The organism is Anaerovirgula multivorans, from assembly GCF_900188145.1.
Taxonomy (GTDB): Bacteria; Bacillota; Clostridia; order Peptostreptococcales; family Natronincolaceae; genus Anaerovirgula; species Anaerovirgula multivorans.
In genome coordinates this window covers 134,154-146,968 of sequence record NZ_FZOJ01000002.1, presented here as the reverse complement: position 1 = coordinate 146,968, position 12,815 = coordinate 134,154, and the positions used below count along the sequence as shown (strand labels likewise).

General features: G+C 33.8%; 13 protein-coding genes. 10 read left to right on the top strand and 3 right to left on the bottom strand.

Going from position 1 to position 12,815, the window contains the following annotated elements:
- Positions 1-96 precede the first annotated feature (96 nt).
- The 4 genes from CHB72_RS02845 (at position 97) to CHB72_RS02830 (ending at position 2,218) form a co-directional block, all read left to right on the top strand.
- Positions 97-825: an HAD family hydrolase gene (locus CHB72_RS02845; protein WP_089281362.1), complete on the top strand. Its 729-nt coding sequence runs from the start codon at positions 97-99 to the stop codon at positions 823-825.
- Positions 826-906: 81 nt separating this feature from the next.
- The gene (locus CHB72_RS02840; RefSeq protein WP_089281361.1) at positions 907-1,224 is read left to right on the top strand and encodes a hypothetical protein; all 318 of its coding nucleotides are present in this window, start codon (positions 907-909) and stop codon (positions 1,222-1,224) included.
- 5 nt (positions 1,225-1,229) lie between these two features.
- A complete protein-coding gene (locus CHB72_RS02835; protein ID WP_089281360.1) occupies positions 1,230-1,853 on the top strand; it encodes a molybdenum cofactor guanylyltransferase in 624 nt (207 codons plus the stop codon).
- A 2-nt stretch (positions 1,854-1,855) separates the two neighbouring features.
- The gene (locus tag CHB72_RS02830) at positions 1,856-2,218 is read left to right on the top strand and encodes an Asp23/Gls24 family envelope stress response protein (RefSeq protein WP_242975014.1); all 363 of its coding nucleotides are present in this window, start codon (positions 1,856-1,858) and stop codon (positions 2,216-2,218) included.
- A gap of 46 nt (positions 2,219-2,264) precedes the next feature.
- Here the strand turns inward: CHB72_RS02830 and CHB72_RS02825 are convergent, their stop codons facing one another.
- The gene (locus tag CHB72_RS02825; protein ID WP_089281359.1) at positions 2,265-2,702 is read right to left on the bottom strand and encodes a hypothetical protein; all 438 of its coding nucleotides are present in this window, start codon (positions 2,700-2,702) and stop codon (positions 2,265-2,267) included.
- A 148-nt stretch (positions 2,703-2,850) separates the two neighbouring features.
- Complete coding sequence (gene acpP, locus CHB72_RS02820) at positions 2,851-3,081, bottom strand: acyl carrier protein (RefSeq protein WP_089281358.1); 231 nt, start codon at positions 3,079-3,081, stop codon at positions 2,851-2,853.
- A 288-nt stretch (positions 3,082-3,369) separates the two neighbouring features.
- On the opposite strand from acpP, the gene cuyB reads away from it, so the two are divergent.
- From cuyB to CHB72_RS02790, 6 genes are all read left to right on the top strand, one after another.
- Positions 3,370-4,080 (top strand): cysteate racemase, encoded by a 711-nt coding sequence (cuyB, locus tag CHB72_RS02815; RefSeq protein WP_089281357.1) that lies wholly within the window; start codon positions 3,370-3,372, stop codon positions 4,078-4,080.
- A gap of 125 nt (positions 4,081-4,205) precedes the next feature.
- Complete coding sequence (locus tag CHB72_RS02810) at positions 4,206-5,123, top strand: cation diffusion facilitator family transporter (RefSeq protein WP_242975013.1); 918 nt, start codon at positions 4,206-4,208, stop codon at positions 5,121-5,123.
- Positions 5,124-5,348: 225 nt separating this feature from the next.
- Positions 5,349-6,962 carry a Na/Pi cotransporter family protein gene (locus tag CHB72_RS02805; RefSeq protein WP_089281356.1) on the top strand — a complete coding sequence of 538 codons (1,614 nt, stop codon included), beginning with the start codon at positions 5,349-5,351 and terminating at the stop codon, positions 6,960-6,962.
- Positions 6,963-7,143: 181 nt separating this feature from the next.
- Positions 7,144-7,986 carry a cyanophycinase gene (locus CHB72_RS02800; protein WP_089281355.1) on the top strand — a complete coding sequence of 281 codons (843 nt, stop codon included), beginning with the start codon at positions 7,144-7,146 and terminating at the stop codon, positions 7,984-7,986.
- Complete coding sequence (gene cphA, locus CHB72_RS02795) at positions 7,983-10,655, top strand: cyanophycin synthetase (protein WP_089281354.1); 2,673 nt, start codon at positions 7,983-7,985, stop codon at positions 10,653-10,655. The genes CHB72_RS02800 and cphA overlap by 4 nt, the downstream gene beginning before the upstream one ends.
- A gap of 147 nt (positions 10,656-10,802) precedes the next feature.
- Positions 10,803-11,528 (top strand): HAD family hydrolase, encoded by a 726-nt coding sequence (locus tag CHB72_RS02790; RefSeq protein ID WP_089281353.1) that lies wholly within the window; start codon positions 10,803-10,805, stop codon positions 11,526-11,528.
- Between the two features lie 84 nt (positions 11,529-11,612).
- On the opposite strand, the gene CHB72_RS02785 is transcribed toward CHB72_RS02790, so the two are convergent.
- The gene (locus tag CHB72_RS02785; protein ID WP_089281352.1) at positions 11,613-12,680 is read right to left on the bottom strand and encodes an FAD:protein FMN transferase; all 1,068 of its coding nucleotides are present in this window, start codon (positions 12,678-12,680) and stop codon (positions 11,613-11,615) included.
- Between the last annotated feature and the right edge of the window lie 135 nt (positions 12,681-12,815).

Genomic DNA, 12,815 nt, shown 5'->3' with positions numbered 1-12,815 from the left:
TGCGAAAAAAACAACGGGAAATTGTATTGTTAAAGGGAGTGGTATATAATAAAATTAGCATAAATAGAAGAAAACTGCAGATGAAAGGAGAAAATTATGCTAAAAACAATATTATTTGATTTAGATGGTACTTTGTTACCTGTAGATACAGAGCATTTTATACAAAGATATTTTGGAGAATTGAGTATTAAATTTAAAGAATTATTTCAACCAAAGGAGCTAACAAAGCTTGTTTTAGAATCAACAGAATATATGATAAGAAATACTGATCAAGATAAAACAAATGCCGATGCCTTTTTTGAAGATTTCTATAGAAAAGTATCTCATAGACCTGAAAAGCTTAATCCGATATTCGATGAATTTTATAGTAAGGATTTTCCTAGAATAAAAGATTCTACATCACAAAATCAAAATATTATCGACGCTATTATCCTTTTGAAGGAGAAGGGTTATGAATTGGTGGTAGCTACCAATCCTTTGTTTCCTAAACAAGCTATTCTGCATAGGATTGATTGGGCTGGCTTAAATAAAGAGGATTTTCTTTTTATAACAAATTTTGAAGAAATGCATTATTGTAAACCTCATATTCATTTTTATAAAGAAATATTAGGAAAAATCAATAGAAATCCAGAAGAATGCATGATGGTTGGCAATGATGTGGAAGAAGATATGGTGGCAAAAAAACTTGGATTAAAAACTTACTTAATTGAGGATTATAAAATACAGCGTTCGGAAGATGTCAGCCTAATAGATCACTATGGTAAGTATGAGGATTTTTATGAATTTGTTAAGACATTATCTTCAATTAAAGAGGATGCGTCTTAGCAATACACCGAAGGATAAATTCTTGCTAAAAATAACATAATAAAAAGATAGCGATTTTAGATTTTGGAGGGATACAATCCTATGTCAGGCTGTGGCTGTAATAGAAAAGCAGAAGTAACACTAAAAAATTGTCCTCTGTGCAAGGAAAAATGTAAGAGCCTAAATTATATGGCGGTAAAACTTGTGGTAAAAGAAGATTTACAAAAATTTGTTTGTCAGGATCAATATTATATTTGTAATAGCGAGGATTGTGATGTCGTGTTTTTTAATGAGGGGGAAGAACAGATTTTTTTAACTAGAGATATTAATTTGGCAGCAGATTTTCAAGAGGTTACCAAAAAAGATAAAGGTTCATGTGAAAAAAGCTGCAAAGGTTGTGAACGTGGTAAAAGGGGATGATTTAATTGGGGAAAAGAGCAGTGTCGGCGATTGTATTAGCAGGTGGAGGAAGCACTAGGATGGGAAAAAACAAGGCATTGCTACAGCTTGGGGAAAAAACTATGATTGAGAGAATTGTTGATACTTTAAGACCATTATTTAATGAAATTATTTTAGTTACTAATCATCCTGAAGAATATCACTTTTTAAAGAATATAATCTATATAAAGGATGAGAAGATTTTAGAAGAAAGAAATTCTCTAATTGGGATTTATTCAGGTTTGTTGGCGGCAAATAATTCTTATGCTTTTGTTGTACCCTGTGACATGCCCTTTTTAAATCAAGGATTGATTAAGTATATGATAGACAAATTAGAAGATGAAGATGTATTCATTCCTTTTATAGAAGGTCATTATCAGCCACTGCATGCCATTTATAGTAAAAGGTGTATTGAGCCAATAAAAAAGCTCTTGGATCAACAAAAATATAAAATTATTAATTTTTTTCATGAGGTTTCTATCAAAACTATTGATGAAGATACAGTGAAAAGGTTTTCGAAGGAGTTTACATGTTTTTTAAATGTTAATACCTATCAGGCATATTTAGATATTCAAAAACATTGGGATAAATTATTGATTAGAGGTGATTAAACATGTCCAAAGATCCAATGGAAATTGTAGGTCGGCAGGGTAAGATTAAGATAGCCCATGACATTGTTATGACCATAGCAAGACATACTGCTGAGGAAGTAGAAGGTATCATATCTATAAAGGGAGGATTACCAGGTGGGATACTAGAGCTTTTTAGCAAAAAAACAAGCACCAAAAAAGGGGTTAAGATAGAAAATGAAGAAACCCAAGTGATTATCAATCTATCTGTTGTGGTGGATTATGGAGCTATAATCCCTGAAGTAATTAGAAAGGTTCAAGAAAAGGTTAAAATGTCAGTTGAGTCCATGACAGATGTTCAGGTATCAAAAGTAAATGTTTTTGTTCAAGATGTTAACATTACATAAAAAAACAGGCAAATGATTTGCCTGTTTTTTTAAATTGATCATCTACTTACTTACAGTTGCAGTCTCTAGAATCACAATGATCATAATGATGGTCATCTTCATAATACATCATTTTATGTTTATAGGCTTCTGACTTATGCATATAAGCCAAATGCATATGCATATAATACATCTTTTTCATATGTTCATAACGATGATCATCCATTGGTATATGAGGCATAGGCATGGCTGGCATGTGTCCCGGCATATGAGGCATAGGCATCATTGGAGGACAACCCGGCATGTAATCCGGCAAAGTTGGCATAGGCATAGCTGGCGTATGCCCTGGCATATGAGGCATAGGCGTCATTGGAGGACAACCCGGCATGTAATCTGACAAAGTTGGCATAGGCATGGCTGGCGTATGCCCTGGCATTGCAGGATAAGGCGAATGTATACAATCCTCCATTGGTGGATAGTTCATATTTTCTTTTTTTGTTTCCACAGAAAAACCCCCTATATATAGATTTGCGTTAATAAATTAACTCCTTTTAGTTATAGGATATGAAAAATCTTTCGTTTGGAAACTTGTCACATAAAAAAACCACTTGTTTTCGTATCAAGTGGTTTTAATAAAAGGTTTGGTTAGTTGCTTACTTGTGAGCGTTTACGTATTCAACAATATCCCCGATGTTTTTAAAGCCTTCAGCCTCTTCATCAGGAATCTCTACACTAAATTCATCCTCGATAGCCATAATAATCTCTACAGCATCTAGTGAGTCAGCATCTAAATCTTCTATTAATGAAGTAGCTGGAGTAATAGCTTCTACATCACTGACTCCCAATTGTTCCCCGACAATTTCTCTCACTCTGTTAAATGTCATAAGTTACCTGGGCTGTATAATTTAACTACAATCCAGGTTTTCACCTCCTTGAATAATATTATTCTTTTTCCTAAATAAACTATGTAATGACTATCATCACCTATATATTATAGGCAAAAGTTTATATTTAGAATACCACAAAATTCAAAAAAAGTGTATAATATGTTTTAGAAATTTACAACTTATATTTACCAGAAACAAATATAGTTCTCCATAAGTGAAGGAGAAAAGACAAGGGATATGGAATTCTAAAAGTATGTAAATAATATTAGCTGGGAGGTATGGGATATGCAGGAAAAAATAATAGGTATATTGGGAGGTATGGGCCCAGAAGCAACCTGTGAAGTCTTTAGAAGAATTATCAAATATACAAAAGTAGAGATAGACGCTGAGCATATTCGGGTAATAATAGATAGTAATCCTAAGATTCCAGATCGCACTAAAGCTATAGTGGGTGAAGGGGCAAGCCCTGTAAATGAAATGATAGCTACTGCTAAGAACTTACAAAAGGCTGGTGCGGATTTTCTTATTATCCCCTGTATGACAGCTCATTTTTTTATTAAGGAAATAGAGAGGGCTATCGATATTCCTATTATAAATGGATTAGTACAGACCAATAAATATATCGATAATACCTATCCAGCTATGAAAAAAATAGGATTATTAGCTACTTCTGGTACCATTTCTACAAAACTCTTTCAAGATGCTATGGAAAATAAAAAAATTATCATTCCAGACAAGGAGCTACAGGAGAAGGTAGTGATGGATACGATTTATGGAGTGAATGGTATCAAGGTTGGTAATACATCATATCAGGTAGTGGAGAGATTTTGTAAGGTTATAGAAGCACTAAAAAAAGAAGGTGCAGAGGGAATTATTGCTGGTTGTACAGAAGTTGGCTTGGTGCTATCAGCAAAAGATATGGACATTCCTTTGATTGATCCCCTAACAGTACTTGCAAAAACTGCAGTAGCTTTAGCAAAAAACTTAGAAAATTAAATATCAATTGAAAATGATATTTAATCTAATATCATAATAAATATCGTATAATAAAGGGTTTACAAAAACACACATTAAGAATATAATGATAATATAATTTCAATTGATAATTAGGGGGCGTCATTATGAAGGTAGACCCGAAGAAATCTTTTTTTGCAAACAAGATGAATAGAATTATTATCATTACCATTCTTATAAATGTTGTTTTGGTAGTAGGAAAACTGATGGCAGGATATCTTGCTAATAGTAAAGCTTTATTGGCAGATGGATTACACTCTGCTTCTGATGTGATAACTTCTATTGGAGTTATTATAGGTATGGCTATTGCTAGAAAACCAAGGGATGAAGAACATCAATACGGTCATGAAAGAGTTGAAACAATTGTAACCTTTCTTTTGGCAATAGCACTGCTATATACAGGAACAAAAATTGGATTAAGTACTATTCTTTCAGTTATAAATAAAGAATTTGTAGCTCCAGGTATGGCAGCTTTATTTATGGCCCTAGCTTCCATTGCTATAAAGGAATTTCAATATCAAATCACCTACAAAACTGGAAAAGAGATGAACAGTGGCGCATTAATTGCAGATGCATGGCATCATCGTTCTGATGCATTATCTTCTGTAGCTGCTTTTATTGGTATTGGTGGCGCAAAGATGGGATATTATATTTTAGATCCTATAGCAGGGGTAATTGTTTCTTTAATAGTAATTAAGGTGGGATTTGAGATTTTCAAGGAATGCTTTCAACAGTTAATTGATGTATCTATCCACCTAGAGGAATTGGAAAAACTAAAGGACCTAATATTGAAGCAAAGGAAGATATATGAAATTAATGATATTCGTACTAGAAGACATGGATCAAAGGTATTTGTTGATGTAAGGGTAAGTGTAGATCCAGACATGGATATTTATGACGGTCATACCGTAACGGAGGAAGTGGAGGATATTATAAGAACTGAAGTGAAAAATGTAGAAGATGTTATTGTACATCTAGATCCTTACTGTTGTGGAAATAAACATAAAAATCAGGAGCTTTTTTAGCTTCTTTTTTCTTGTATTTTTTCTTTTTGTAGCATTCATTTCTGACATTTGATATAATATCAAACGAGAATTGTGTAAAGTATACATTAATTTCATGTTAAAAGATTTAACATGGATTTAACATTTCTTTAACACGAAATCAATAGGAATGGTATATTATTTCCTCATGTGTGTATAACATAAGGTGTAAACTTATTTTACAGAAGAAGAAAAGGGAGGATATTAATGGAAATCTTATTTGGGCTACTGGGTGGGTTAGGTTTATTCTTATACGGTATGAATGTTATGAGTACGGGATTACAAAAAGCAGCTGGCGATAAATTAAAGTCCATTATAGGTATGTTAACCACCAATCGATTTATGGCGGTAATTGTAGGAGCAGTAGTTACCGCTATTGTACAAAGCAGTAGTGCATCAACCGTTATGGTGGTAGGATTTGTAAACGCAGGTATGATGCAACTGACCCAAGCAGTAGGAGTCATTATGGGGGCGAATATTGGGACAACTATTACAGCTCAGATTATTACGTTTAAAGTTGAAAGATATGCACCGATTATTGTAGGAATTGCTGTTGGTATTTGGCTATTTACCAAAAACAGAAAAACAAAACAGTTGGCGGAAGCATTTATAGGCTTTGGTATACTGTTTATTGGTATGGAATTCATGGGAGACGCTTTAAGACCTTTGAGAGAATATGAGCCATTTAGAGAAATGCTAGTGAGTTTTGGAGAACATCGATTCCTTGGAATATTGGCTGGCTTTGCTATCACCGTAGCAGTCCAAAGTAGTACAGCCTCCACAGGTATTTTGCTAGCCTTAGCGATGGAGGGACTGATTCCCATTACATCTGGACTACCTATTTTATTTGGTATCAATATGGGAACTACTGTAACTGCTATGTTATCCAGTATAGGTGCTAATAATACCGCTAAAAGAGCGGCAGCATTCCATTTCCTTTTCAACCTGATTGGAACGGTAATCTTTATATCCTTTCTACAAGGGCCCACCTATAGGATTATTACTTATTTAAATTCTGATAGCATACCAAGACAAATTGCTAATGCCCATACACTATTTAATATTACTAACACATTAATATTATTACCTTTTGCAGGGATTTTAGTTAAATTAGCAAAAAAAATTGTACCGGGAGAAGAGGAGTCTACACACGGTATAAAATATATAGATAATCGTATTTTGGAAACACCATCTATTGCCACTGTTACTGTTATAAGAGAAACGTTGCATATGGGGAATGTGGCAAGGACGTCTTTAGAAAGTGCTCTGGAAGGATTTATTGAGGGCAATCAGAAGAAAATTGATGAAACCTTTAAACTGGAAAAAGTGGTAAATGAATTAGAACGGGAAATGTCAGGTTATTTGGTGAAATTATCTAATACTAATATTTCCTTGGATAACAGAGAAACTGTTAATGGTTTATTTAATACTATTAACGATATTGAAAGGGTAGGAGATCATGCGGAAAATATAGCTGAATTAGCGGAATATAAGATAGATAATCAGCTGAATTTCTCTGACAATGCTATTGAAGAAATCAATGAAATTGCAACGATAACATTAAAGGCTTATAAAAACGCCTTAACCGCTTTGAAAAACCTAGATGCTAGCTTGGCTATGAAGGTAATCGAAGCAGAGGGACAGGTAGATGTTTTAGAAAGAACTCTAAGGGCTAACCATATTGAAAGATTAAATAATCAAATGTGTGTTCCAGCCTCTGGCGTAATCTTTCTAGATATAATCAGTAATCTTGAGAGAATAGCCGATCATGCTTCCAATATTGCTATGGCGGTACTAGATAAAGTAAAGACTAAAAGATAAAAAGATATCCTATAGTGATGTTAAAATAAAAAAGGATAAAAGCTTTTTAGCAAAGCTTTTATTCTTTTTTTATACGCAAAATATAGAAAATATTAGAAAATGTTATGAGCATAATAATAAAGTTGTATATTTAAAATCTTAAGGGATAAAATAAAAATAGTTTAATTGGAAGGGGTTCAATATGGAAAAGGAAGGGAAAACACAATTAATAATTATCGGTGGTGGTGAAGATAAGCGGGCAGATAAAAAAATTTTGAAGGAAGTTGTCTATTTGTCAGGTAAAGATAGAGCTAATATGTTGGTTGTTACAACTGCCACAAGCTATCCCTTAGAGGTAGGAGAAGAATATAGGAGAATATTCTACGATTTAGGTGTAAATAGAGTAGATACGATTAACATTGCCAGCAGAAAAGAAGCAAATCAGAAACAGATTATTAGAAGTCTAAAGGATATAGACTGTGTTTTTTTTGTAGGAGGAGATCAACTGAGGATTTCCAGTATATTAGGAGGTACAGAGTTTCATCATTATATACAAGACAAATTAGAAGAAGGTTTAATTATAGCAGGTACAAGTGCAGGAGCTTCTATGATGAGTGAGGTCATGGTAGTAGAGGGGGATGAAGAGGACGCTCCTAGAAAATGTACTGTTAAAATGGCACCAGGAATGGGTTTCTTAAAAGGAGTCATTATCGATCAACATTTTAATCAACGGGGAAGAATCGGTAGATTGTTAGGAGCAGTAGCACAGAACCCCTATACATTAGGAATAGGTATCGATGAAGATACTGCAATAATAGTAAATAAAGAAAATCAAATACGAGTTATTGGTTCCGGTGTAATAACAATAGTAGATGGTAAAAATATTGGATTCACAAATATTTCTGAACAATATCCTGATGAACCTTTAGCAATAACAAATGTAAATGTTCATATTTTGCCTACAGGGTATAAATTCAATTTAATAAATAGAAGGGCTAGCATCATAGAGGAAGAGACGAAGGATATAGAGGAGGATCGTAAATGAATCTGGTGAGAACAAAGGTATTTCCCAGTAGAAACGTATACGCTCATTTTCCTGTAATAAGAGTGGACGTAGATCTAGAAAAGTATGTGGATATACCTACTTGTGATATAAAGAATTTTAACGAAGAGCTCGTAACCCTATTACCAGGTCTAAAGCAACATAAATGTAGTATTGCCACTGAAGGAGGATTTATAAAAAGGCTTGAAAGAGGTACTTATCTTGCCCATGTAATGGAGCATATAACATTGGAAATTCAAAAAATACTAGGATATGATATTAATTTTGGAAAAGCAAGGTATTTAGAGAATGATACCGTGTATTATATTGTCTATGGTTATGCTAATGAGATTGCTGGTCTAGAGTCAGCTAAGCTAGCTTTTGAGATTATACAGTGCTTACTCTATAATGATTGTATCAATTTACAAGAACGAATTGAAAAAATAAGAAGGCTTATTATAAGTGATGAATTAGGACCGAGTACTTCCGCCATAGTGGCAGAAGCTCGACAAAGAAAGATTCCTGTGATGAGAATTGGAGGAGATAGTTTATTGCAGCTGGGGTATGGTAAGTATGCAAAAAAAATACAAGCAACCATCACAGATGCTACAAATTGTATAGCTGCTGATACTGCTGGAGATAAGGAATTAACTAACAGTATTTTAAAAATACACGGTATACCAGTACCAGAGGGTAGAGCTGTGGAAAAATATCAAGATGTAAAAAATGTTATAAAAGACATTGGCCTTCCTATAGCCATCAAACCATATAATGGAAATCAAGGAAAAGGGGTATCTTTAAATTTAAGAACATTAAAGGATATAAGGAGAGCTTTTATCATTGCTAAAAAGTACAATAAGCGTGTATTGGTAGAAAAATTTATTCCTGGAAGACATTATCGTGTGGCAGTAGTAGCTGAGAAGGTGGTTGCTGTTTCAGAACGAATTGCAGCCCATGTTATTGGTAATGGAAGAAATACCATTAAGGAATTGATTGATATAGAGAATCAAAATCCTCTGCGGGGAGAAGGACATGAAAAACCACTTACAAAGATGAAAATAGATGATGTGATGATGCAACTACTAAACAAAACTAGTAGGAGGCTAGAGGATATTCCTGAAGAAGATGAAGTTGTCTATTTAAGAGAGAATGATAATTTAAGTACTGGAGGCATTGCCATAGATGTTACAGATGAAATACATCCTGATAATGCTAGATTAGCGGTTAATGCAGCTAGAGCCATTGGATTAGATGTTGCAGGAGTAGATATAACTACGAATAGTATAAGCGAATCTATATTGAAAGAAGGGGGAGCAGTTATAGAAGTAAATGCTTGTCCTGGGATTAGAATGCATCACTATCCATCTAAAGGGAAAAGCAGAAATGTGGCTAGTGCAATTGTAAACTCACTATTCCCCGAAGGAAGTCAGCATTCTATACCTATTATTTCTATTACGGGAACGAATGGGAAAACTACAACAACTAGAATGATAGCTAAAATTTTAAAGGAAAGTGGATTCGTGGTAGGAATGACTACTACTGGAGGCGTATATATACAGGATGAGGAAATCATAAAAGGTGATACAACTGGTCCGAAAAGTGCACAGGCTATATTAATGGATAAAAGAACTGAGGCAGCAGTACTGGAAACTGCTAGGGGCGGTATTGTTAATAGAGGACTTGGCTATGAAATAGCAGATATAGGTATTGTCACAAATATAAGTGATGATCACTTAGGAATAGATGGGATCAACACTTTAGAAGAAATGGCTGAAGTGAAGGCTCTTGTTGTTGAAGCAGTTAAAAAAGATGGTTATGCCATATTAAATGCAGATGATCGGTATGTGAACATAATAGCAGAAAGAGTAAAATGTAATATCATTTATTTTACAAAAAATCCAAGGAACGAGATTGTTACAAAACATATGATTTCTGGTGGAAAAGCTGTTTATGTAAAAGAAAAAACCCTTTATATTTTTGATGGCGAGAAAGAGGTTCCAGTTATTGGAGCACAGGAGATTCCAGCTACCTTTGGTGGAGTACTGGAGCATAATATAGAGAATAGTATGGCAGCTGTTGCAGGAGCCCATGGATATGGAGTAGAAATAAAAACAATTCGTCAAGCACTCAGTCAATTTTATACAGATACCATTAACAATCCAGGTAGATTTAATGTATTTGATGTGAAAAATTTTAAAGTAATTATCGACTATGGACATAATATTGATGGTTATGCTAAGGTACTAGAGGGTCTAAAAAAAATCAAAGGGAATCGGTTAATCGGTGTAATCGGCGTACCGGGTGATAGAACCGATTTAAGCATTTTAAAGGTTGGAGAAATCTCTGGAAAGTTCTTTGACTTTAGTTATATTAAAGAAGATAAAGATTTAAGAGGAAGAAAAGCAGGGGAAGTGGCAGATTTATTAAAGAAAGGATGTAGTCTTGGAGGATTAAATGACAGCTGCATCGAGGTAGAACTATGTGAAGTGGCTGCATTAAATAAGGCTATGGAAAATGCTGAGGCAGAAGACATCATTATCGTATTTTACGAAAACTATTATCCTCTTGTTGAAGCAGTGGAAGCTTTTAAAAAGAGAATAGATATACCACCGATAGACATAGTTGATATGCCTATAGCTGACGGAATCGGAAATGTTAGCCCCTTAATTTAGGGGCTATATATATGCAACCAGATATTGAGTTCTTTGTAATATTCTGTTATGCTTTTTATTATATTAATATTATATTAATATATAGATTAAAGTATCATTTTGGGTATATATGAACTAAATGATGATTTTGGAGAGAAGGGGATACGATTGAAAAGTATTAGTGCATTTTTTGATGTGGATGGAACGCTTTATAGAGATTCTTTAATGGTAGAGCATTTTAAACGATTAATAAAGTATGAGATTATAGATCCAGCTATTTGGCATAATTTAGCAAAAAAGACATTTCATGATTGGGATAAAAGACAGGGGAACTATGAAGATTATCTCCTAGAAGTAGCAGAGATATATATTAATTCTATGAAAGGACAAAATAAACAGCATATTGAATTTATAACCAATCAAGTAATTAATATAAAAGGAGATAGAGTATATCGATTTACAAGAGACCGAATTGAGTGGCATAAAAAACAGGGACATAAGGTGATATTTATATCTGGTAGTCCCGACTATTTAGTGGCGAAAATGGCTGAAAAATATAATATAACTGATTACAGAGGCACCCAATATCAAGTGGATGAAAAGAATAACTTTACTGGAGAATTACTACAGATGTGGGATTCTGATAGCAAACAAAAGGCTATTTTAGAATTAGTCGATAAATATGATATTGATTTGGAAAAAAGCTATTCTTATGGGGACACCAATGGAGATTTTTCTATGTTAAAGATGGTTGGTAATCCCATAGCTATTAATCCAGCCAGAGAATTGATATTAAGAATAAAGGAAAACCAAGATTTAATGGAAAAGATTAAAATTATTATTGAAAGAAAGGATGTTATTTATCAATTGAAGGCGGATGTGGATATTTTATAAATATACGTTGATATACTTTAATTTTAATACACAAAAAAAAGCCGCAGGAGAGAATGATTACTCAACTGTGGCTTTTGTCTGTAGCTATTCAGCTAATTTATAGGATTGGTCTAATATTTCAATTTCATTTTTTATGCCAGAAGTAGCATGCATGGTTTTATCTTTTGTTACAAAGATTCCTTCTACATCCTCAAGATTTTCAACAAAACGAAGTCCTTCCTCAAGGCCCATAACGAAGGTGGCTGTTGAATAGACGTCTCCTTCTATAGATGTGTTAGATATTATCGTTACACTAGTTAATTCATTATCGGCAGGATATCCTGTTGTAGGATCTAAAATATGATGATAGGATTTGTTATTTTCTTCATCAATAACAAATTTTTGATAATCTCCTGAGGTTACTATAGAACGATTGGTTAATTCAACTCTAGCAATAACACTAGTTGTTCCATACTCTGGAGTCTGTATTCCCATTTTCCAAGAGGTACCATCGGGTTTCGGTCCTAGGACATAGATATCGCCTCCCAGATTAACAAAGCCACTTTCTATTCCAGCCTTTTTTAAGGTGTTTACAGCCTCGTCAACAGCATAACCCTTAGCAATTCCCCCTAAATCTATGGTCATTTCTGAGTCTTTAATAAAAACCTTTGAACCGTTAATTTCTAAACGATTCAAGTCAATATGTTGAAGAGCCTTCACTATTTCCTCATTCGTTGGGATTCGAGAAGGACCTTCACTACTAGATGCCACATTAAGCCCCCATAGCTTGGATAATCTTCCTAATCCAATATTAAAAGCACCGTTAGTTAATTCATAGTATTTTAATCCTTTTTTTATAACTTCTAAAGTTTCCTGGGAAATCTCCACAGATTGAATGCCTGCATTTTGATTGATATTATATACATCACTGCCTACCACAGAAGTACTCATAATGTTTTCTATTTCGTGAATACGTTGATAGGCCATGGTAACTGTTTCATTTCCTTTTTTAGAGGAGGTACTATAGGCCTGTATTTGACCAAAGGTACCTAAAACAAACTGATTTTCTTTAACTAATTTAGGTGCCCTTGCTCCACAAGCTGTAAGCACTAAGGATAAAACAACAAAAAGTAAAGCTATCCTAATTTTATGTCTGAAAATTTTGTTAATCATGGCCACCTTCCTTTCAATATCAACTATTATAACAAGTACAAACTGAAAAGTAAAGCACATCAAAGACGGAATAGATACTGCCAATTAGATGACTAAATCAGAAATATGGGCAATATACTAAATGAAAATCACCAC

What these genes read in the sequence shown, in the direction of transcription:
- CHB72_RS02805 (WP_089281356.1), top strand. Translation starts at nt 5,349, where the DNA reads ATGGAAATCTTATTTGGGCTACTGGGTGGGTTAGGTTTATTCTTATAC.
- acpP (WP_089281358.1), bottom strand. Translation starts at nt 3,081, where the DNA reads ATGACATTTAACAGAGTGAGAGAAATTGTCGGGGAACAATTGGGAGTC.
- CHB72_RS02800 (WP_089281355.1), top strand. Translation starts at nt 7,144, where the DNA reads ATGGAAAAGGAAGGGAAAACACAATTAATAATTATCGGTGGTGGTGAA.
- CHB72_RS02810 (WP_242975013.1), top strand. Translation starts at nt 4,206, where the DNA reads ATGAAGGTAGACCCGAAGAAATCTTTTTTTGCAAACAAGATGAATAGA.
- CHB72_RS02785 (WP_089281352.1), bottom strand. Translation starts at nt 12,680, where the DNA reads ATGATTAACAAAATTTTCAGACATAAAATTAGGATAGCTTTACTTTTT.
- cuyB (WP_089281357.1), top strand. Translation starts at nt 3,370, where the DNA reads ATGCAGGAAAAAATAATAGGTATATTGGGAGGTATGGGCCCAGAAGCA.
- CHB72_RS02830 (WP_242975014.1), top strand. Translation starts at nt 1,856, where the DNA reads ATGTCCAAAGATCCAATGGAAATTGTAGGTCGGCAGGGTAAGATTAAG.
- CHB72_RS02845 (WP_089281362.1), top strand. Translation starts at nt 97, where the DNA reads ATGCTAAAAACAATATTATTTGATTTAGATGGTACTTTGTTACCTGTA.
- cphA (WP_089281354.1), top strand. Translation starts at nt 7,983, where the DNA reads ATGAATCTGGTGAGAACAAAGGTATTTCCCAGTAGAAACGTATACGCT.
- CHB72_RS02840 (WP_089281361.1), top strand. Translation starts at nt 907, where the DNA reads ATGTCAGGCTGTGGCTGTAATAGAAAAGCAGAAGTAACACTAAAAAAT.